The organism is Anoxybacillus andreesenii (assembly GCF_030813005.1).
Classification (GTDB): domain Bacteria; phylum Bacillota; class Bacilli; order Bacillales; family Cytobacillaceae; genus Robertmurraya; species Robertmurraya andreesenii.
In genome coordinates, this window is the sequence record NZ_JAUSTU010000004.1 from 38,372 (window position 1) to 58,048 (window position 19,677).

Sequence of the window (19,677 nt, forward strand, 5' to 3'; positions counted from 1 at the left end):
TAGGGAAAATCCCTATGTTTGCATCTTTTTTATTCCAGTATAATAGTCCTGGGAATAATGGGTGATATAGGAAAAATAATATTTTAGGAGTGAACTTAATGAGACTGTCAACATTGACCCGATTAACAAGTATTTTGATTATCGTCCTGACATTGCTATCCTTTGGTTCCCTTTTCTTGTTTTATCAATCAATGGGTGAGAGGACAAAGGCGATTACCGAAACAATGGAGTTAGGTGAGCTTTCGGATACATTAATCGATACCTCTAATTTCTTATCGACTCAGGTGCGAAGCTATGCTCAATTCGGTGAAAAGGAATATCTTGATCTATATAACAAAGAGATCAATGAAACCCAAACTAGAGAAAATGTCATGAAGAGGTTAAAGGAATTGAAAATCCCTGCTGATTTATTTTTGCTAGTATCAAAAGCAAAGGCTGAATCAGATGCCCTCGCTGTACTGGAAGCTAGGGCCATCAAAGCAGTAGAGGGAAATCAATTTGATCAGGCTAGAGAATTGGTTTTTGGCGATCAATACAAGGCTGGAAAAGAACAGATAACCGAATACCTAGACGAATTTAATGAAAGATTAACTGCTTTCGCTCAAGGTCATATGGACGATACATACAAGCAAATGATAAAAAATCTCATTGTCGTGGTCACCGTCATTGCCATCCTCTCGGTTAGTGCTATTGCTTCATTTGTCACTCTGCAAGTCAAAATGCGCCCACTCCAGAATGTAACCGAGGTTGCGGATCGTGTCGCAGAAGGTGATTTGACCATTAAACCAATCCCATACAAGTCGACAAAAGATGAAATTGGTCATTTGTCAGCTGCAATTAATAAAATGGTAGTGAATCTTCAAGCACTTGTAAAACAGGTTCAAATGTCATCTGAGCAGGTCGCAGCTTCTGCTGAGGAGCTATCGGCTAGCTCCGAGCAAAGTAGTAGGGCTACAGAAGAAGTCACAACAACGATCCAGGAGCTTGCAGCTGGTGCGGAACATCAAGTGCATAATGTCTCGGAAACTCAAGGAGTGATCGGGCAAATTCAAAGTAGTATTATTCAAATATCAGCCAATTCAGAAAGCTCCATCCAGACCTCTAACATTGCTACTGAAAAGGCTCAGGAAGGAAACGAAGCGATCGCCGTTTCTGTCAAGCAAATGAATTCCATTAATGAATCTGTGAATGGGCTGGCGGAAGTTATTAGGGGATTAGGTGAAAGCTCAAAGGAAATTGGACAAATTGTAACTGTGATCACAGGAATTGCCGACCAGACGAACCTTCTTGCTTTGAACGCTGCTATTGAGGCAGCAAGAGCAGGAGAACAAGGTAAGGGCTTTGCTGTTGTCGCTGATGAGGTTCGTAAGCTGGCAGAACAATCCTCTCAATCAGCCCAACAAATTTCAAATCTGATTGCTAAAATTCAGGAGGAAACTGACAGAGCGGTGTATTCCATGGAAGCAACAAATAGCGAAGTTAAGGATGGAATCAATCTAGTTCATACCGCAGGTGAATCTTTTAAACAAATAAATGAAAGTATCCTAGATGTAACTGAAAACATTAAAGAAGTAAATAGCGCCATCCTAAATATGTCTGAAGCAGTCGAAAAGGTAGTTAATTCGGCAGAGCTCGTCAAGGAAGTCGCAAATCAAGCAGCCTTTGGGACACAAAATGTATCCGCAGCCTCAGAGGAGCAGCTAGCCTCAATGGAAGAAATCACAGCATCTTCGCAATCATTGTCACAATTGGCAGACGAGTTGCAAGGACAGATAGGAAAATTCAAACTTTAGGAAGCCAGGGAATCCCCCTGCTTCTTTTTTTCTGGCTAGAACCTCCTCTAAAAAGCCATCTTAAGTACTGGAGGTGAAATCATGCGAAACGGTAATCCTGTTGAATTCACTGGGAAAGTCCTCGACAAGAGAAATACCCTTACAGGGCCTGATGATAATGGGAAGGCTACATGCCCAAATACCACAAATCGAAGGATCCCCATTCAAGAGCAGAACAGTGAAAAACCTCAATAAATATAAACATAATGGCGGCACCCATTTATGGGGCTGCTCTTTTTATTATCCCTCCTAAATACCCAACTTTTGCAAATTTCCATTTTCCCTGTTGACAATGTTTATCAATTGCATATAATTTGCATAAGGGCAAAATTATTTTATTAATCTATATTTATTGTCTATAGCCAAATGAAAAGTACTTTTTTTACTAGCAGAACAAGTTTTTAAGGAGGATTCGCTATGATCGATTCAGTAATTATCATTGAAGATCTTCATGTTTCTTATTATGGAAATGAAGCTGTTAAAGGGGTAAGTCTGTCAGTAGAACGCGGAAAGCTGGTAGGCATTATCGGCCCAAATGGGGCAGGTAAATCTACTTTTCTCAAATCCATGCTACACCTCATTCCTTCTGACAAAGGCAGCATCAAGATTCTTGGAAAAAATATGAAAGAAGTTCGCAAAAAGGTTGCATACGTCCCCCAGCGCAGTGATATTGATTGGGATTTTCCAATTACAGTCTTGGATGCTGTGTTAATTGGGACCTACCCGCTCCTAAGGTTGTTTCAACGTCCGAAGAAAAAGCAAAGAGAATGGGCACTCCATTGTCTAGAGCGAGTTGGGATGAAGGATTTTGCAAGAAGGCAGATCGGGGAGTTGTCTGGTGGACAGCAGCAGCGTGTCTTTTTAGCGAGGGCGCTTGCGCAAAATGCGGAAATCTTTTTCCTTGATGAGCCATTTGTTGGTGTGGATGTCTCTAGTGAGGAAACGATTGTCCAAATTTTAAAGGAGCTTTGTCGAAGTGGAAAAACCGTCATTGTGGTACACCATGACTTAAGCAAAGCAAATGATTATTTCGACCAACTCATCCTTTTGAACAAGGAGTTAATTGGATTTGGCACTGTCGCAGAAGTGTTTCAGCCCGAAGTCATTGGTCGTGCATATAGCAGCCAGTTCAACTGGTTGAATGAGATGGGAGTGTCGATGCCATGACCTTTTTTGAAGCTGTGTTGCATTATGGTTTTTTGCAAAAAGCATTAATGACTTCTAGCATAGTAGGAATTATTTGCGGAGTGGTAGGGTGCTTCATTATTCTTCGAGGAATGGCACTTATGGGAGATGCAATATCCCATGCCGTACTGCCAGGGGTGGCAATCTCCTATTTATTCGGGATCAATTTCTTCTTTGGCGCTGTTTTTAGCGGGGTCTTAACGGCCATTGCCATTGGGTTTGTGACACAAAACAGCCGGATTAAGCACGATACATCCATTGGTATCATGTTCACAGCAGCCTTTGCCTCGGGAATTATTATGATTACGATGTTAAAAAGCAGCACTGACTTGTATCATATCTTGTTTGGAAATGTGTTAGCAGTGAGATCTTCTGATATGTGGATTACCGTTGGAATCGGGTTCCTCGTGTTGGTAGCCGTTTATCTTTTTTATAAGGAACTTTTGGCCAGCTCCTTTGATGAAACGATGGCCGCAGCATACGGCCTTCCCGTCCGCTTTATTCACTATTTTCTCATGACCTTGCTTACGATGGTAACGGTTGCCTCCCTGCAAACAGTTGGCATTGTACTCGTCGTAGCAATGCTAATTACACCAGCTGCCGCAGCCTATTTACTTACGGAACGACTTTGGATGATGATTTTTCTTTCTGCCGGGATGGGTGTTATTTCATCTGTCATTGGCCTTTATTTCAGCTACACTTATAATCTCGCATCTGGGGCAACCATTGTTTTAGCGGCGACAGCGATTTTTATTCTCGTATTCTTGTTATCTCCAAAACACGGAATCATTTGGAAAGCATTGCGCATAAAGAGGAAAAGAGCTTCATTAACTTAGGAGGAAAAAAGGAAATGCTAAAAAAACGTTTTGTATGGCTGTGCTTCATATGTCTATCTGTTGTTTTTCTTGCTGCTTGTAACAATGATCAGGAAAAAACGAAATCCAATGGGAAGGATAAGGTCCAGGTTGTGACAACTTATTCAATTATTTATGATATTGTGAAGAATGTCGGCGGTGATTTAGTGGAAATTCATAGCCTAGCTCCCATTGGCTCCAATCCTCATGAATACGATCCCCTCCCCCTTGACGTACAAAAAGCAACCGATGCTGATGCGATTTTTTATAATGGCTTGAATTTAGAAGCGGGTAATTCATGGTTTAATCGGTTATTAGAAACAGCAGGAAAAGACGGTGAGGATGCCCCTGTTTTCCTTATGAGTAAAGGTGTCGAGGCAAAGTACTTAACAACTAAGGGGCAAGAGGGTGAAGAGGACCCCCATGCATGGCTGGATATCAAAAATGGGATTAAATACGCCGAAAATGCACGTGATGGCCTCATAAAGGTCGATCCTAATCACGCAGTGGAATATAAGAAAAATGCAGATAAATATATTGCTGAATTAGAAGAATTGCACAAGGATGCCATTAAAGAATTTTCGAAAATTCCAAGAAAAGACCGCATTCTTGTGACAAGTGAAGGGGCTTTTAAGTATTTTTGTGCTGCATACGATTTTGATGCAGAATATATTTGGGAAATTAATCAGGAAAACCAAGGAACCCCTGAGCAAATAACTAGGATTGTCGATATCATCAGAGAAAAGAATATTAAGGGGCTTTTTTTAGAAACAAGTATTGACCCACGCAGCATGGAAGCCGTGTCCGCCGAAACAAATGTACCTATCTTGGGCAAGATCTTTACAGACTCATTAGGGCATCCCGGTGAAGATGGAGATACGTACATTTCGATGATGAAGTGGAATATCCAGACGATTTTGAAGGGTTTGTCCAAATAATGGATTAGGTTGTTTAAAATAGAGCTTTTCTTGAGAAAAAAGCCTTGATTAAAGATCAGCATCCCCTTTAGATGCTGATCTCCCCCTCCTCCTTCTCGCAATCAAAACAGAGAAGCTGCCCCTTGTCAGCGACAATTCCGTTTAAGAATCCATCCAAACAATAAATATCCTTCTCACACCGAATACATTTTCCTACGAATTCCTGCATGCCATTCCCCCAATAAGTCATGTTATTCTTATGTATATGTGTTAAGAAAACCAGACTTTCGTCGACGATGATTTAAACATTCAACAAGTGTGCAGCAGTTACACGATTTCGGCCGTTTTGCTTGGATTTGTACATCGCCTCATCCGCCAACTGAATGATATTATTTGGCACCATACTTTCCGTTGGAACGATGGTAGCCACTCCCAAACTGACGGTCACATAACTGCTTGTTGGAGAAGCTGGGTGTGGAATTTGTAAATCTTCAATTCCTTTTCTAATTTCTTCTGCAACCACCAAAGCCTCCTCTTCCGTACGTAGCAGGAGGATTATCGCAAACTCTTCCCCACCGTATCGTGCCGCTAGATTAAGAGGATCATGATTATAGGATTGGAGCAGCTTGGAAATGGTTCTCAAACATTCATCCCCTGCAAGATGTCCAAAAGTATCATTATAGCTTTTATAATGATCGATGTCACAAATAATCAATGAAAAAGGCTCGGCATACTCCATTGCACTTTCCCACTCTCTAACCATGAACTCATTAAAAAAGCGTCGATTGTAAAGCCCTGTCAGCTCATCAAAATTCACCTTTTGCTCGAGGGTATGAATGCTATTGGATAATTCTTTCCTCATCAAATCCACATTTTGAACCAATTCGAATAATTCGTCTTCTTTTTGATAAGAGGGAATCGGCTGTGAGAAATCATGGTTCGTATAGTGCTTAACACTTCTACTTAACTCAACAATTGGTCTAATAACGGATTTGAGAAGCCGAAAATTGATCCAAAGGTTAATGAGAACAATCCCGATTAAAAGGAACATCAAAGTGCCGAGCGTAGCATTAATTCTCATTTGCATCGAATTTCTCACAATACTTCTCTCAGCCTCAATTTGCTCTGCCAGTTTATCAACTTCAATCCGAAAATGGTCAATAGCCTGTTTACCCTCAAACATAAATTCGACATTCGGTTCCTTTCCTTCTTCAGCTTGATCTACAAGTAGTTCCCCATAATGCTCCTGCCAATAATGCCCAAGTTCAATTACTTTCTTAGCTTCTTCGTCTAGTTTAGAAAAAGCAGTGGTTTTTTGAAGAAGTGCCTCCGAACTCTCGGAAAAAGCAGACACACCTTTGTTGTAGGGTTCAAGGAATGAAACATCCTTTGTCAGGTTATATCCCCGTTGCCCTGTCTCTTGGTCGATTAGCGCTTTAAATAGCTCATTAGTTGAACCCTCAATACTATCTAACGCTCTTTGACCCTGAATATTTACATTTAAGAAATATCGAACACCATAGGTAGAAACAATGACGACAATTACAATCACAACAGTTGAAACGATCATGGAAGTTAACAGTCTTTTACCTAATTTTCCCGGAAAATTTACATTCATATTAATTATCCTTCTCCACAAATCAAAATATTTAAGCTAATTGTATCAAAAATACGACATATTTTGAGTAATTTCTACCATTATTTTTGATAATTTTTCCATAGAAATGTTATATTAAATTGTACGAATTATTTTGTGGGAGGAATGACAATGGAAAGATTATCAGGTAAGGTTGCGATTATTACTGGAGGAGCACGCGGAATGGGTGCGTCTCATGTGCGCATGTTTGTTAAAGAAGGCGCAAAGGTTGTTTTCACCGATATTCTTGAACAGGAAGGGCAAGCGTTAGCTAATGAGTTGGGTGAAAATGTAAAATTCATCAAGCATGACGTGACCAAGTCTGCTGATTGGCAGCATGTAGTCGAGGAGACCGAAAAAACATTTGGCCCAGTACATATATTAGTCAACAATGCTGGAATTACAATGAGCAAAAGTATTTTGGAGATAACAGAAGAAGAATATCGCCGCATTGTGGACATCAATCAGGTTTCCGTCTTTCTTGGAATGAAGGCTGTGATCCCTTCTATGAAAAAAGTAGCAGGCGCTTCTATTATTAATATCTCATCGGTCAATGGACTTGTCGGCGGAGCTGTCGGATATACGGATACGAAATTTGCAGTACGAGGAATGACGAAGGCAGCAGCTCTTGAGTTTGCACAACATGGGATTCGTATTAATTCTGTTCACCCTGGAGCCGTAGCCACGCCTATGATTATCCAGGAAGACGTAAAGGATGCTGTTGAAGCATGGGCCAAAACTCTCCCTCTACAAAGGGTAGCTCAACCAGAAGAGGTATCAAATCTTGTCGTATTCCTTGCTTCGGATGAGTCCAGCTACTCAACTGGCTCTGAGTTTGTCATTGATGGTGGCGTGACTGCTCAGTAATATTAAAAATAGGATTTTCAGGAGAACACTTTTGTGCTCTCCTTTTTTATCGTTATTTATTCTAGTGATCTGGCACAGTAGTGTTGACCACAATTCCGGTTGTAGATTATACAAGACAAACTCCTCTACCGAAAAATATGCTACTATCTTCTGTCACCCGTCCTTTCCAGTCTACAAAAATAGCATATATTATACCATACTAAAAGAAAGGAGCTAAAATAATGAGCTTACTGTTTGAAAGCCTTAGAGATAGGAAGAAGCATCTCTCTCATCTTTCACATCTTTTCCCTAATATTAACGTAAAGATTTTCCACCAATGCTTCGATAGAGCTCGTCCTTCTGCAGCTCGTGCGACAAGCAATGCTGACCAAAGAGTTCCTGCAAACACCTTTGTCAAAGTACGCTTCCAAAACGAAGATTTTGATTTGAACAATGAGTATAATCCAGCAAATTCTACGTTTTCGCCGAGACAGGACGGGGTATATCAAATCATTGGAACGATCTCGTTTGACCCAGATAATAATAATGTGGATTATCGGGCGCGGGTAGAAATCCGTGTGAACGGAAATCCTGCCATTTCAACAGATAATGACTTTTTCGGTGGTGGCGTAAACTTCTCAAATGTCGTATCCGTTGCGACAATTCTTCAATTGCAAGCTGGTGATCGGGTGGAGGTTTTTGCACAAAGTAGTACACCAGGGTTCATCCGTGAGAATGAACCAGGAGGAAATAGTACTAGATTCGAAATAGCGAGGTTCCCCTCTCCCCTTTAATTCTGACTACGGTTAATTCCAAGCTACATTGGATTTTCAACTGTAGATGAAGTAGACCAGCATAGCATGAAAGTTGGACGAGTTAATAATATTAAAGCTTCCAGTAAATACTGGAGGCTTCTTTTCAATTTATTCACATTAATGGCACTTGAATAAAAGTAAACAAAAATATATAATGTCTATAAATAACAAAACATTATTGAGTGGTGTCTATAAAAATGCTTGATGAAGAAAAATTTTGGAATGCCTCGGTCGAGGAGCTTTCGGATGGCTATGTTTTTGATGAAAGCACAGAAGAATACATATGTCTAATTTGTGGTCAAAAGTATGAGGATGGGGTTCTCTACCCACAAATAGATAGAGAGATCTTTCTAGAAGCTAGAAAAGCGATCAATCAACACATGAAAAACAACCACCCTTCCATGTTCAATTACCTATTGGGAATGGATAAGAAGTACACTGGACTTTCCGAGCATCAACGTGAGCTGCTTCATCTGTTCGGACAAGGATTATCAGACAAAGAAATCGTGGAAATAAATGGCGGTAGTGCTTCAACCATTCGAAACCATCGGTTCAAGCTGAAAGAAAAAGAAAAGCAGGCAAAGGTTTTTTTGGCTATTATGACTCTATTAAAGACAGAAAAGGATACGAATCATGATTTTGTACCTTTTCATAAGGGGGCAAAAATGGTGGATGATAGATATGCAGTCACGAAAGATGAAAAGGAGAAAATTTTGAACACTTATTTTAAGCAGGGACCAAATGGGCCGCTTGATTCATTTCCAAGCAAGGAAAAACGCAAGCTTGTAATACTGCAGCATATCATTAAACGATTTGAAGTGGGAAAAAAATATACAGAATCAGAAGTCAATGAGGTGTTAAAGACCATTTTCTATGATTTTGCAACGATAAGACGTTACTTCATAGAATATGGATTCATGGAACGAAGTAAAGATTGCTCTGAATACTGGATCAATCAATAATCATTTTGGGGAGTAAGTTTATGATAAAATTTGTTGTATTTGATTTTGATGGAACACTTGTGGATTCAAAGAAAGTATTTATCACGGCTTGGAATAAGCTAGCAGAAGAGAACTCTTTTAAGAAAATCAAGGAAAATGAAATAGAGGCAATGCAGAAGCTATCAATTCGTGAACGAAGTAAAATGTTAGATTTTCCAATGTACAAATTGCCGTTCATTATGTCTCATTTTTACAAGCTGTACAAAGAATCCTTGCATGAAGTCATGTTATTCGATGGGATTAAGGAATTGCTTGATAAACTGGAACAGAAAGGTTATCAAATAGCCATTATCTCATCGAATTCTGAAGAAATTATCCACGAATTTTTAAGTCGAAATGATATAACGACTGTTTCTGAGGTACTTTGCTCTAGCAGGATTTTTGGAAAGGACCGACTTTTACGTCGATTTATGACAGAGAAAAACATAGATGCTTCTCAGGTCATGTACGTGGGTGACGAGCATCGCGATATCATAGCTTGTAAAAAAACTAGGATTCCAATCATTTGGGTATCCTGGGGGTATGACGCCTTTGAGGTAATTGAAGGTGCAAGGCCGGAATATATGGTATATTCACCGACCGAGATTTTACAAATAGTGTAGTTAGTGAGAAGGCACTTTGAATTAACTCAAAGTGTCTTCTTTTTTCTAAAAAACAGTACCAAAAACCAAATTTCTGTTATATAATTAAATAAAATTGTATGTTTTGTTATATAACAATGATTTGGAGGTATTGAAAGATGAACAAAACCGACGCGATTGCGCGGAGAATTTTAGGATGGGCTTTGAACAGATGGGATCGATGGTATGACAGTGAAAGGAATGTATTTATTCATGATTCGGACTTCCAGCCAGAGAAGAATCTCGATCATGCCATGATCATCGTAGAAAGACTAGAGCAATTAGGCTTCACTTTTAAGAAAAATGGGAATTCAGAGGTTTACTTTAATGATGTAAAAGCAAAGGGTGAAACGCTCGCACAAGCGATAACGAACGCAGCCTATTCGCTCGTTGAAGTTCACTCAACCTCTTCCAGCAGCAATCGAATTTGGCGCCAGCTGTGCTAATTTGAAGTTCTCGAGATTTCTCGAGAGCTTTTTTCTTTCATTTTTGTCAATGCTCCATCACTCTATGCTAAAATAATGGAAGCGAAAAATGAGGTGAGAGTATGGACAAAATCGAAGTCATTGCAAGAAGAATAATGGATTGGAAACTGAATCGATGGGATCGTTGGTACGATCATGAAAAGGAAATTTTCATTGAAAACTTCCGTCCAGATGAGAACCTTGAGCATGCCAAACTTGTCGTTACTAGATTAGAAGAGTTAGGCTTTAGCTATCAAGTGGTGAAGGATTTTGAGGTTTGCTTTAATCATTTCTGCGGTTCAGGAAATACACTGGCACAAGCTATCACAAATGCTGCATTTGCTATTGCTGACAATACTACTGTTCCAGAAGAGTGGCTGTAAGCTTCCTATTCTTTCTATACAAAAATCGAGAAGGGGCGCCCCCTTCTCAATTTTATTTGCTATACTATTTTATCTTGAAAGTGGCTACGATCGCTTGTAAATGTTCAGATAAAGCCGCCAGATTTTCCGCACTGGCTGAGATTTGTTCCATCGTTGCCACCTGTTCCTCTGTTGCTGCACTCGCCTCATTTGATCTGCTAGAGACCTCTTTTGCTTCTGCTTGCACTTCCTCAATGGCTTTCAAAATTCCTTCGGTAATAGCGTTCATTTGCTCCGATGCTGTTGCGACAGTATTGATTTTTTCAGTTACATCTTTAGATGCTCCTTCAATGAGCCCAAAAGCTTGAAGCGTTTCATTGGTAGAGGCTAAATTTGAATCAACAAGCTTATTACCATTTTCAATTGAAGATAGCGCCTCACTAATCCCATGCTGTATGCTCGAGATCATCTGGGCGATTTGGTTGGAGGAATCCTTAGATTGTTCTGCCAGCTTGCGAACTTCATCGGCGACAACGGCAAAGCCCTTCCCTGCTTCACCTGCTCTTGCCGCTTCAATCGCTGCGTTAAGAGCAAGTAGGTTCGTTTGGTCAGCAATTCCATTTATGATATTGGTAATGTTGCTAATTTCATCGGATTTTTGACTGAGGGCTTCCACGATTTCGGAAATTTCATCCATCGCTGTGTTCAGTTCATTCATCTGTGTAGATGAAGTTTCAACCGTTTTAAATCCTTTATTAACATAATCTGCTGCTTTGTTGTTTGCTTGTAGCATTTCATGACTACTCCCTGTAATGCGATTAATACCAGCCGTCATTTCTGATACAGAGATTGACATTTTATTAATGACATTCAGCTGATTATCACTTCCCAATGCATTGGTCTGAGCAATTTCTGCGAGCATTTGGGATGCGGCAGTGCTTTCCTCTGAGCTTGCTGATAATTCCTGTGACTGACTAGCAACATCAAGAGAAGCGCCATTTACCTTTGTTACCACTTCATTCAGGTCCTCTATCATTTGATTCAAGTGATTCACCATCGTTCCAACCTCGTCACGATTTTTTATTTTCAATGGCTCTATTGTCAGGTTACCAGCGGCAACATGCTTCAATACATCGCTTACTTGGTTTATAGGTTTGGAAATGGAACGACTGATGAAAGATGCGATAATCCCGCTTAGAATGAATGAAACCAACATAATGATATAGATGAATATTTCAGTACCCTTAATCTTACCATCGATCCCTTTCCTGGATTTATCCATTTCCTGAGTCTGCAAATCTATTAATTCATTAGCAGCAGCCTGCAATGCTTCGACCCTATCCCTTCCAGCCTGTGCTAACATCAAAGCTTTCTCATTATCACCGTTGCTTTTCGCTTCAATACTTTTCATAGTCGTAGTAGCAAGCTCATCGATACTAATATTTAATCGTTCTAGCAGCTCCTTCCCATTTGTTGATTGAATAGAGCTTTCGAGTTTAGAGAGATTATCCGCTACCCTTCCTTGAGCTTCTTCATAGGATTCAAGAAAATTCTTGTCTCCATATAATAGGTAGCCTCTAAGCCCGATGGTTTGATCCTTTTGGCTGTTCATTAAATCCTTAACAACAGATACTTTATAAACGCGGTCATCAATGAGATTTTGATATTCTTTATCAATATCTCTAACAATTAACTGTGATAAAACTCCCATAATTATCATGAATGCAATAATCATGTAAAAACCAAAATACAATTTTCTAGCTACTGTTGACTTCATCGATGCTTCCTCCTGGTTTTGTTTGGCCTAGTTAAATATTGAACTAACACAATTGTTTTATCGACAGACTTCAACAATATTTTTACAACAAAAAACATCCCCTATTTTAGAAGATTTGCTCCCTGTTTCATAAGACTTTTAACAAGAAGAACATTCAGGTATAGAATGAACAGCAAAATTGAAATTGTGTACATTTCAATCTTGCTCAATTTCTTCGGTATCAAATTTAAGAGTTTTCAAAATTCCCACGAAGAGATAAAGTAGTCATAGAGGAGGAGTTGTATGAATGTAAAGACTGAAAGATTATTCATTCGCAAATTTGTTTTTGAAGACTGGAAATCCGTTCATGAGTATACTTCTGACAAAATGGTCATGAAATTTATCCCTGAGGGAGTTTTTTCAGAAGAGGATGCAAAGGCTTTCGTAAGACAAAATATGGGAGATGAGCCGCAGAAGTTTCCAGTCATTCTATTGGAGGAAAACACGCTGATCGGTCACATGGTGTTTCACAAATGCTTTGGTGATCATACATATGAAATTGGCTGGGTATTTAATCCAAAATATTATAACAAAGGCTTTGCTTCAGAAGCAGCCTATGCCCTTTTGAACTATGGTTTCGAAAATCTGAAGGCCCACCGCATTATTGCCACCTGCCAGCCTGAGAATCCCCCTTCCTACCGAGTGATGGAGAAAATCGGGATGCGAAGGGAAGGTTACTTTAAAAAATGTATCCCTCATGGCGACGAGTGGTGGGATGAATATTACTATGCAATTTTAGATGAAGAATGGATGGATCGATAATTTGGTTTTTAGGCAAAAGAAGAAATGTTCAAGCAAAAGTAGTGATTTTTCTCACAAACATGGTAAAATTAATATTGGACAATAAAAATCTTAACTTACAAATACTTACGTAAAGGACATCGTCAAAGTGATGAATGAAAAACAACTTTCAACAGCGCTGCCGAGACAGCCTTTGTCAAAAATCATTGGAGCGACTGTCAAGACAGGGATTATTAAATCCAACTTGATTCCGATGTTTGCGGGATTAACCCTCTCTTTATATACCTACCAAAAGGACCTTGTCGAGACATTTCCAAATATCGTGTACGCCTTAATCGGGACAACTCTCGTCATAGCTGCTGCTGGTGCACTCAATAATCTGTACGATCGGGATATTGACGCCATCATGAAAAGGACGAGAAAACGCCCGACCGTGACCGGTGAAATTTCTCCAAAAACCGTGTTGTTGCTTAGTATTCTAATGACCATTTTCGGAGTCGGTATACTTACTCTTGCAACACCGCTGGCTGGATTACTTGGTTTTTTAGGAGTCTTTTTCTATGTTGTTCCCTATACGATGTGGACCAAACGAAGAACAATTTGGAACACAGAGGTAGGAAGTATTTCTGGTGCCATGCCGCCACTCATCGGCTGGGCTGCCATCCAGCCAGACATTACCCATCCTGCAATTATTGGACTTTTTGTCGTCACGGTAATTTGGCAAATGCCTCATTTCTACGCTATTGCGATTCGCAGTCATGAAGATTACGAAGCAGCCAATGTACCGATGCTTCCTGTTGTCAAGGGGGTCAAGAGAACCTACATTCAGACCAATGTTTATTTGTTCATTATGGTTGCCATCAGTTTCTTATTCGGTACACTTAGCCTTGGATTGATGCTTGTTGCACTGATTCTAAGCATCGGCTGGCTTGTACTCAGCATCTATGGCTCTAAGAAAATGGATGCAAACAAATGGGCGAAGTCAATGTTTGTCTACTCGCTCGTGCATATGACCGTTCTCTTTTCAACTGTCATCATCTATTCATTAATGGGGATCTTTTTCTTTCAATAAAGGGGATTTAATAAGAGCTGTCTTCCGTGCGAAAATTGCACGGAGCAGCTTTTTTGAATTTTCGGGGAGTACAGAAATGCTGATGAGGACACGAATCTTGCAAATCGTGCCCCCTTGCTTTCCTATTTCCACTGCTTCCACATTTCCAGGAACTTTTTCTTAAACACACCAAGCATCGTCGTTTCTCCACGAGCCACCTTTTGTTTGTTCCATTCGTTTGAGCTCGCCACAGCAATGAGAATCGATCCCGCAATCAAAAGGTATGCCCACCATGGCAGGTTCCCCCAGAACGGTCTCGTTTGCATAAATACATTGAGCAAAAGGACACCCGAGCCAATAAAGAAGTAAGATTTTATCCGTAGGAAGGCTCCAGCTAGAATCGAAACTAACGAGAGACTCCCAAGAATTAGTGCATCATAGATGGTTGAAGTCTCAAGACCATCTACAACCAACACCAACGATACGATGAAAAGAACACCCCATTGCAGCTGACCTGTAAGCTTTTCATGCCTTCCCTTTAGACAACGGCGCAAATAGATTACCAAAACGATGAACGGAAGAACATACGCTTCCCGCAATAATAGATAATGAACCTCTAGCTCACTGATCAACACATAGTAAGGCTGTAGCAGATAAGCACCAGCGAGGAAGGTTGGAATCCATTTCAGCTCTCCTGAAATCCGTTTTCTTTGCACCCAAATAGCAGCAGCAATGAGCAACCCTGGTAGAATCTTTGTCCATAAGGTTGGTTGCTCAAACAAATACATCGTGACAAAAAATAGAACCCCTGCGAACGTATAAACATCCACTGAAAATGGTCTCTCATAAAGGCTTTTGTAAAACCATTTTCCCGCAAACAAGAAGACGATCCCAAATACCGCAAGAGTCAACAGCTCATTTATTGCCGCAAATGGATGGTATATTAAATATAGTAAAGTAGCCCCGTAGATAAACAGGGTCGGAATCACCGTTACGATTTCCCATTTTGCAAGATGAAGAATGACCATCACGCCCATGGAGTATAACAAGCTAACGATATATGGCATCATTTCAAACGGATACATCGAGATAAAAGTTAAACTTCCAAGCAAGGAAAATGGTACGAGATAATAGAGTGTTCTTTTTTTATAGATGGGATCGGAGTAAAACCAAAATCCTGTTATCACAATACTTGTTAACAGATAGGCGAACTCACCGTCCATCGTTTCAACATTTGCGATTGTCGTTGCTAAGACGGCAAAAAGTGAGGTAAAGGCACTGTATAAGAACAGTTTTTTCTTCCACTCCTGCTCCACCCTTCTCGTACTAACAGCATAAATGATGAGTCCGATGAGAAAGCTCCAAACCGCATCATTCCCATATAAGAAAAGAGTCAAAAGATAAGCAAATGGTAAATAAATATGACCCGTGGTAGCAAAGGCCCTCGCTAACTGCCTGTTTTTTACAAGCATTGCCACTGCAAAGAGCAGGACTGCCGCTAAAATAAATCCAAGCTTCCCGAGATCCACAATTGCATCCAAAACTACAAAATAGGATAGCAGGGTCAGTACGCTAACTAAATAGGAAACAGCTTTAATTTTTGTATAGGTGAAGAGCCTCCAATACATCGCAATTCCACCGATAAAGATCAGCGGTCGAACCCAGTCTTCATTGATCGGAAATACGATAGCACCTATTAGGGCCAACGTGTAAAAGGCCTCAGAAGCGTAAAAATGATTGATCTTTAACGCATCGTTTTTCGTTATAATATGACCTACAAGAAGGACTACACTCGCCCATATAAAATGGGTGGCTGCGCCGAGTTCATGAGTGTAAAAATCTGATGCCTGCCTTACTTCCTCACCAAAAGCAACCAGGCCGAAGCCAAGTGCAAGTGGGACAAGCCATTCGCATACCGATTTGAATGCGGTTCGTGGTTCCTTCGTCAGGCTAATATAGGCAGAGAGACAAACAAGCAGCAACATAACACCGAGCTCCCACCAAGCATACATCGCAATAGCTGCATAAAACGAAATGAGCATATACGCCCAGCCAATATCCCGTGCTGGCTGCTTAATATCGAGCAATAGCTTCACCTTTATGAAGACTCCTAGCATAAACATAGTCCATCCGATGAAGAAAACAAATAATACAAATGGGCGTATGCTCACCATTTCATTTACGAGTAGCAAACCTTCAAATAGTGCCACTGATATGAAGATAGCCGTTAAATAACGAAACAGAAGCTTTTTTGTTGTACTGCTTAAATAGAGAAAATTCCCTGCAATGACCATGTATGCGAGCAATAATGTCAGAGATGGATCGCCCCATTTGATCAAAATGGCTTCAAAGGTGATAAATAGAAAAGCTAGCCCAGACACGACCCCGCTTGTCAGGGTAAAGATTTTTTTCCACGGATATTGATCATCCAATGCGCTCGGGATTAACAGAAACAGGAATCCAATCAGTGCATAGATGACGGCATCGAGATGTTCTAAGAAGGAGTGCTCCACTAGCTGAAACACACCAAAAACAAGCATCGTCGTAAAGACGAAGTGAAATTCCTTCCTTCCTGTAACATACACCATTGATAAATAAATAGTGGCTGTAAGAATGAGATTAAAACCAAGGTATGCATGGGAATGATACAGCAATAGCATCAGCACAGTCGTTAGAATTAAATTCGCTTGAGCAAAATAGACAAATTCCTTCGTAAATAGCTGAAGTTTTTCAAGAGCCTTCGTTCGATGGTATGCAAATATCAGCAATGCTTGGAATAGCATCATCCCGAGGAAAAATCCATCCTCTTCCATGTGGAAAGCCGCAAAGAGAAAGCCCGTTCCAATTGACATGGTGAGATAGGAAAACCAGACAAACAGCCTTGAAGATAGTCTTTGTGCCAAAAGGACATAAACTGGTAGTACGAGAAAACTACTTATCATTCCGAACAAGTAGCGGCCTTCTCCAAACACGGACAGATACGGTCCTAGTAGTTCGAACCAGCCGATCGATAATAAGAAAATTGGGAGGAATAGACTTCCAAGAACGATGAAGGCAAAAGCCGTTTTGTCGATGTGAAGAATCCGCTTTGAGACAAAGGAAATTCCATAAAAAAGCATGGAAATCAGACCAATAGAACCTGCTTTGGTCATACTTGTCATTGTTGCCCAATTGCTTGTCGCCACGTATAAACCACCAATTAGAAGAAGAATCACGCCTAAATTTAGGAGCCAGGTAATATTACGTTCTCTAATTTGCTCATCCGATAATTTCTTTACAGGCTTTAGTTTCGGTTGGACTGTCTTTTGTTGATGCACTTCTTCAGTCTGCAGTTTTGATTTTGCCAGCTGAGGTCTGAGATTCTTCAACGGTTTTGGCACTAAAGGCCTGTGCTCCTGCGGAATAAGTGTTTTAACTGGCTCCTCTACTTTTTCCGTCCTTTTTTCACGAGCCTCCACATCTTCATAAAATTGTTGATGGGCTTTGACGAGATTTTGATAGGTCTTTGGTGTTATGTACTGACCTTCCTTTAACAAAAATAATTCATTTTTGACAATTAATTTCTTCTCTTCCCTAGATAGAGGCTCCATATACTCCCCTGCCTTACGTATGTAATTTTTGCTAGTATTGATTTAGTGTAATTTTACACTATCAAGGAAATATTTCAATACCTTTGGGAATTTTTTCTTTTTAGAAGACATTTGAATAGAGAAGAATGGGCATAACAAAAAGGGTTCAAAATGTTTCATGACTTTGAACCCTTTTTCATTTCCGCCAATAGCTCATCTATCTTTTGTGCGACAAGCGGATAAAAATTCTCCTTTGCACTTTTTGTTGAGTTCCCGCCAAAAAAATTGGTCCCTGGACAAGTCTTCACATTATAATCCGGTCCCTTGTCCAGCACTCTTTCCTTCGTTTTTAGATCCCACCAATGATGATAGGTGATGGTGTCAACAGATGGTGTCAGTCCGAATTTAATGCAGAGCAAGGCCGTAATATATACAATCGTATCCCTTTGCTCCTTCGTCATCACATCATAGCCTTTATCAAAATTGCCAACGTTTTCAATAGCAATCCCCGCTGAATTTGCTCTAGGACCAATTGTTCCATCCGGAGCGATATTCAGCGGCCTACTTACTGCGACCTTGCCATCTGGAAAGGTCGTTAAATTTTGCGCGATATTCTTCCAGCCCATTTCTTTCACATGAAAATTCTCCATGCCCTTAAGCATGTTTAGATGGTTAGAGCCTTTAAAATGCTTGTAGGCTGGAGCCCAAGTGTGATGCTGCTGGATTAACATGATTTTTCGCGTGATGTTCTGGCGGAACAGCCAGTTCTTAAATTCTTCCTTCGTCATCACGATATATTGTCCCTCGGAAATCGCTGCTTCTACTGATGGTTCGTCCTCAGTAATCTCCATAGCATACCCCGAAGAAATCGGCAAAAACAACATCAAAATCATGCTCATTATTAACTCAATCTTTTGCTTCATCTTATCGAACCTCCTTCTACTTAACTCTCCTTTATATCTTTTAAATTCGGCTTAAAAATATTCCTTACACCAAATGATGATGGCCTTTCCTTTCTAATTGAAAAAAACTTTCCCTTTTTTGAATTATTCCTAACTTTTTTTCGTCTTACTTATTGATAGGAGGATGAAAGCAATATGAAAAAATGGGGAATAGTAGGAATTTTACCAATAATGCTCGGGCTTATTTTTTTTGTACATAATCCTGAAAGTCAAATCGAGATAACAAAAGGAATAGAAGCTGCAAATCGGGCTACTCAACCAGTAGAAATAACAACCGATGGAATCCATAACGGAAATCTATTATTAGTAAACCATGATTACCCGGTTCACCCTGTAAGCGTGCAAACAGATGTCATCAATTTGTTTGAAGGAAACGTAGGACAATACTTCGGTTTGTTGGATAAAAATGTCCGGCTGTCTGAAGAAATCACGCAGAAATTCACGGAAATGGTTCGAGCGGCAAAAAAGGATGGAGTAGAGAACTTTATCATCAGTAGCGGGTATCGGAATTTAGAGGAACAAACCCAGCTTTTTCAAGAAATGGGAGCTGTCTATGCCCTTCCTCCCGGCCATAGTGAACATAATTTGGGCTTGTCCCTTGATGTTGGTTCATCGAAAATGAAAATGAATGTGGCACCTGAGGGGAAATGGATTAAAGATCATGCATGGCAGTATGGATTTGTTCTGAGATATCCGGAGGATAAAACGGAGATTACTGGAATTGAATACGAACCTTGGCATATCCGATATGTTGGACTTCCACATAGCGCAATTATGCAGGAAAAGAACTTTGTTTTGGAGGAATACTTGCAATATGTAAAAGAGCAGCAGCAATTAACGGCTTCTATTAATGGAAATGAGTATACCATTTCCTATTATCCGATTTCAAAAACGACTACCATCGAGGTCCCTGCAAATAGGCAATATGAAATCTCAGGCAACAATATCGATGGTGTGATCGTGACCGTCTATTAGGTCTATGCGAATAGCCAACATCGGACCCATT

General features: G+C 40.2%; 19 protein-coding genes. 14 read left to right on the forward strand and 5 right to left on the reverse strand.

Annotated elements, in window-relative coordinates:
* Positions 1 to 98 precede the first annotated feature (98 nt).
* The 5 genes from J2S07_RS05275 (at position 99) to J2S07_RS05295 (ending at position 4,809) form a co-directional block, all read left to right on the forward strand.
* A complete protein-coding gene (locus tag J2S07_RS05275) occupies positions 99 to 1,793 on the forward strand; it encodes a methyl-accepting chemotaxis protein (protein ID WP_307149366.1) in 1,695 nt (564 codons plus the stop codon).
* An 81-nt stretch (positions 1,794 to 1,874) separates the two neighbouring features.
* Positions 1,875 to 2,027 (forward strand): hypothetical protein, encoded by a 153-nt coding sequence (locus tag J2S07_RS05280; RefSeq protein WP_307149367.1) that lies wholly within the window; start codon positions 1,875 to 1,877, stop codon positions 2,025 to 2,027.
* A 222-nt stretch (positions 2,028 to 2,249) separates the two neighbouring features.
* Positions 2,250 to 2,999: a metal ABC transporter ATP-binding protein gene (locus tag J2S07_RS05285; protein ID WP_307149368.1), complete on the forward strand. Its 750-nt coding sequence runs from the start codon at positions 2,250 to 2,252 to the stop codon at positions 2,997 to 2,999.
* Positions 2,996 to 3,853 carry a metal ABC transporter permease gene (locus J2S07_RS05290; RefSeq protein ID WP_307149369.1) on the forward strand — a complete coding sequence of 286 codons (858 nt, stop codon included), beginning with the start codon at positions 2,996 to 2,998 and terminating at the stop codon, positions 3,851 to 3,853. Before J2S07_RS05285 ends, J2S07_RS05290 begins: the two co-directional genes overlap by 4 nt.
* A gap of 14 nt (positions 3,854 to 3,867) precedes the next feature.
* On the forward strand, positions 3,868 to 4,809 hold the full coding sequence (locus tag J2S07_RS05295) for a metal ABC transporter solute-binding protein, Zn/Mn family (protein WP_307149370.1): 942 nt from the start codon (positions 3,868 to 3,870) through the stop codon (positions 4,807 to 4,809).
* A gap of 67 nt (positions 4,810 to 4,876) precedes the next feature.
* Here the strand turns inward: J2S07_RS05295 and J2S07_RS05300 are convergent, their stop codons facing one another.
* Positions 4,877 to 5,017: a hypothetical protein gene (locus tag J2S07_RS05300; protein ID WP_307149371.1), complete on the reverse strand. Its 141-nt coding sequence runs from the start codon at positions 5,015 to 5,017 to the stop codon at positions 4,877 to 4,879.
* Positions 5,018 to 5,089: 72 nt separating this feature from the next.
* Positions 5,090 to 6,406, reverse strand: coding sequence for a diguanylate cyclase (locus J2S07_RS05305; protein ID WP_307149372.1), 1,317 nt, complete (start codon positions 6,404 to 6,406; stop codon positions 5,090 to 5,092).
* Positions 6,407 to 6,556: 150 nt separating this feature from the next.
* Between J2S07_RS05305 and J2S07_RS05310 the strand changes: the two genes are divergently transcribed.
* The 6 genes from J2S07_RS05310 (at position 6,557) to J2S07_RS05335 (ending at position 10,553) form a co-directional block, all read left to right on the forward strand.
* The gene (locus J2S07_RS05310) at positions 6,557 to 7,291 is read left to right on the forward strand and encodes a glucose 1-dehydrogenase (protein WP_307149373.1); all 735 of its coding nucleotides are present in this window, start codon (positions 6,557 to 6,559) and stop codon (positions 7,289 to 7,291) included.
* Between the two features lie 221 nt (positions 7,292 to 7,512).
* The gene (locus tag J2S07_RS05315; protein ID WP_307149374.1) at positions 7,513 to 8,064 is read left to right on the forward strand and encodes a C1q-like domain-containing protein; all 552 of its coding nucleotides are present in this window, start codon (positions 7,513 to 7,515) and stop codon (positions 8,062 to 8,064) included.
* Between the two features lie 218 nt (positions 8,065 to 8,282).
* Positions 8,283 to 9,047 (forward strand): DUF2087 domain-containing protein, encoded by a 765-nt coding sequence (locus tag J2S07_RS05320; RefSeq protein WP_307149375.1) that lies wholly within the window; start codon positions 8,283 to 8,285, stop codon positions 9,045 to 9,047.
* A 20-nt stretch (positions 9,048 to 9,067) separates the two neighbouring features.
* Entirely contained in the window at positions 9,068 to 9,688 is a 621-nt protein-coding gene (locus J2S07_RS05325; protein WP_307149376.1) for an HAD hydrolase-like protein, read from the forward strand.
* A 137-nt stretch (positions 9,689 to 9,825) separates the two neighbouring features.
* Positions 9,826 to 10,152, forward strand: a complete 327-nt coding sequence (locus J2S07_RS05330; protein ID WP_307149377.1) for a BC1872 family protein — start codon at positions 9,826 to 9,828, stop codon at positions 10,150 to 10,152.
* A 101-nt stretch (positions 10,153 to 10,253) separates the two neighbouring features.
* On the forward strand, positions 10,254 to 10,553 hold the full coding sequence (locus tag J2S07_RS05335) for a BC1872 family protein (RefSeq protein ID WP_307149378.1): 300 nt from the start codon (positions 10,254 to 10,256) through the stop codon (positions 10,551 to 10,553).
* A 64-nt stretch (positions 10,554 to 10,617) separates the two neighbouring features.
* On the opposite strand, the gene J2S07_RS05340 is transcribed toward J2S07_RS05335, so the two are convergent.
* The gene (locus J2S07_RS05340) at positions 10,618 to 12,309 is read right to left on the reverse strand and encodes a methyl-accepting chemotaxis protein (RefSeq protein ID WP_307149379.1); all 1,692 of its coding nucleotides are present in this window, start codon (positions 12,307 to 12,309) and stop codon (positions 10,618 to 10,620) included.
* 282 nt (positions 12,310 to 12,591) lie between these two features.
* Here J2S07_RS05340 and J2S07_RS05345 point away from each other — a divergent pair, with 282 nt between their 5' ends.
* Complete coding sequence (locus tag J2S07_RS05345) at positions 12,592 to 13,110, forward strand: GNAT family N-acetyltransferase (protein WP_307149380.1); 519 nt, start codon at positions 12,592 to 12,594, stop codon at positions 13,108 to 13,110.
* Positions 13,111 to 13,240: 130 nt separating this feature from the next.
* The gene (cyoE, locus tag J2S07_RS05350) at positions 13,241 to 14,161 is read left to right on the forward strand and encodes a heme o synthase (RefSeq protein ID WP_307149381.1); all 921 of its coding nucleotides are present in this window, start codon (positions 13,241 to 13,243) and stop codon (positions 14,159 to 14,161) included.
* Positions 14,162 to 14,283: 122 nt separating this feature from the next.
* Here cyoE and J2S07_RS05355 read toward each other — a convergent pair whose 3' ends face one another.
* Together J2S07_RS05355 and J2S07_RS05360 are read right to left on the reverse strand one after the other, a co-directional pair.
* Positions 14,284 to 17,730, reverse strand: coding sequence for an SCO7613 C-terminal domain-containing membrane protein (locus tag J2S07_RS05355; protein WP_307149382.1), 3,447 nt, complete (start codon positions 17,728 to 17,730; stop codon positions 14,284 to 14,286).
* Positions 17,731 to 17,885: 155 nt separating this feature from the next.
* Positions 17,886 to 18,632, reverse strand: a complete 747-nt coding sequence (locus J2S07_RS05360; RefSeq protein WP_307149383.1) for a peptidoglycan recognition protein family protein — start codon at positions 18,630 to 18,632, stop codon at positions 17,886 to 17,888.
* A 174-nt stretch (positions 18,633 to 18,806) separates the two neighbouring features.
* Between J2S07_RS05360 and J2S07_RS05365 the strand changes: the two genes are divergently transcribed.
* Positions 18,807 to 19,646, forward strand: a complete 840-nt coding sequence (locus J2S07_RS05365) for a M15 family metallopeptidase (RefSeq protein WP_307149384.1) — start codon at positions 18,807 to 18,809, stop codon at positions 19,644 to 19,646.
* The last annotated feature ends 31 nt before the right edge of the window (positions 19,647 to 19,677 follow it).

Coding starts and splice junctions, on each gene's coding strand:
- J2S07_RS05310 (WP_307149373.1), top strand. CDS start 6,557: ATGGAAAGATTATCAGGTAAGGTTGCGATTATTACTGGAGGAGCACGC.
- J2S07_RS05360 (WP_307149383.1), bottom strand. CDS start 18,632: ATGAAGCAAAAGATTGAGTTAATAATGAGCATGATTTTGATGTTGTTT.
- J2S07_RS05315 (WP_307149374.1), top strand. CDS start 7,513: ATGAGCTTACTGTTTGAAAGCCTTAGAGATAGGAAGAAGCATCTCTCT.
- J2S07_RS05340 (WP_307149379.1), bottom strand. CDS start 12,309: ATGAAGTCAACAGTAGCTAGAAAATTGTATTTTGGTTTTTACATGATT.
- J2S07_RS05365 (WP_307149384.1), top strand. CDS start 18,807: ATGAAAAAATGGGGAATAGTAGGAATTTTACCAATAATGCTCGGGCTT.
- J2S07_RS05355 (WP_307149382.1), bottom strand. CDS start 17,730: ATGGAGCCTCTATCTAGGGAAGAGAAGAAATTAATTGTCAAAAATGAA.
- J2S07_RS05345 (WP_307149380.1), top strand. CDS start 12,592: ATGAATGTAAAGACTGAAAGATTATTCATTCGCAAATTTGTTTTTGAA.
- J2S07_RS05280 (WP_307149367.1), top strand. CDS start 1,875: ATGCGAAACGGTAATCCTGTTGAATTCACTGGGAAAGTCCTCGACAAG.
- cyoE (WP_307149381.1), top strand. CDS start 13,241: ATGAATGAAAAACAACTTTCAACAGCGCTGCCGAGACAGCCTTTGTCA.
- J2S07_RS05275 (WP_307149366.1), top strand. CDS start 99: ATGAGACTGTCAACATTGACCCGATTAACAAGTATTTTGATTATCGTC.
- J2S07_RS05305 (WP_307149372.1), bottom strand. CDS start 6,406: ATGAATGTAAATTTTCCGGGAAAATTAGGTAAAAGACTGTTAACTTCC.
- J2S07_RS05295 (WP_307149370.1), top strand. CDS start 3,868: ATGCTAAAAAAACGTTTTGTATGGCTGTGCTTCATATGTCTATCTGTT.
- J2S07_RS05290 (WP_307149369.1), top strand. CDS start 2,996: ATGACCTTTTTTGAAGCTGTGTTGCATTATGGTTTTTTGCAAAAAGCA.
- J2S07_RS05335 (WP_307149378.1), top strand. CDS start 10,254: ATGGACAAAATCGAAGTCATTGCAAGAAGAATAATGGATTGGAAACTG.
- J2S07_RS05330 (WP_307149377.1), top strand. CDS start 9,826: ATGAACAAAACCGACGCGATTGCGCGGAGAATTTTAGGATGGGCTTTG.
- J2S07_RS05320 (WP_307149375.1), top strand. CDS start 8,283: ATGCTTGATGAAGAAAAATTTTGGAATGCCTCGGTCGAGGAGCTTTCG.
- J2S07_RS05285 (WP_307149368.1), top strand. CDS start 2,250: ATGATCGATTCAGTAATTATCATTGAAGATCTTCATGTTTCTTATTAT.
- J2S07_RS05325 (WP_307149376.1), top strand. CDS start 9,068: ATGATAAAATTTGTTGTATTTGATTTTGATGGAACACTTGTGGATTCA.
- J2S07_RS05300 (WP_307149371.1), bottom strand. CDS start 5,017: ATGCAGGAATTCGTAGGAAAATGTATTCGGTGTGAGAAGGATATTTAT.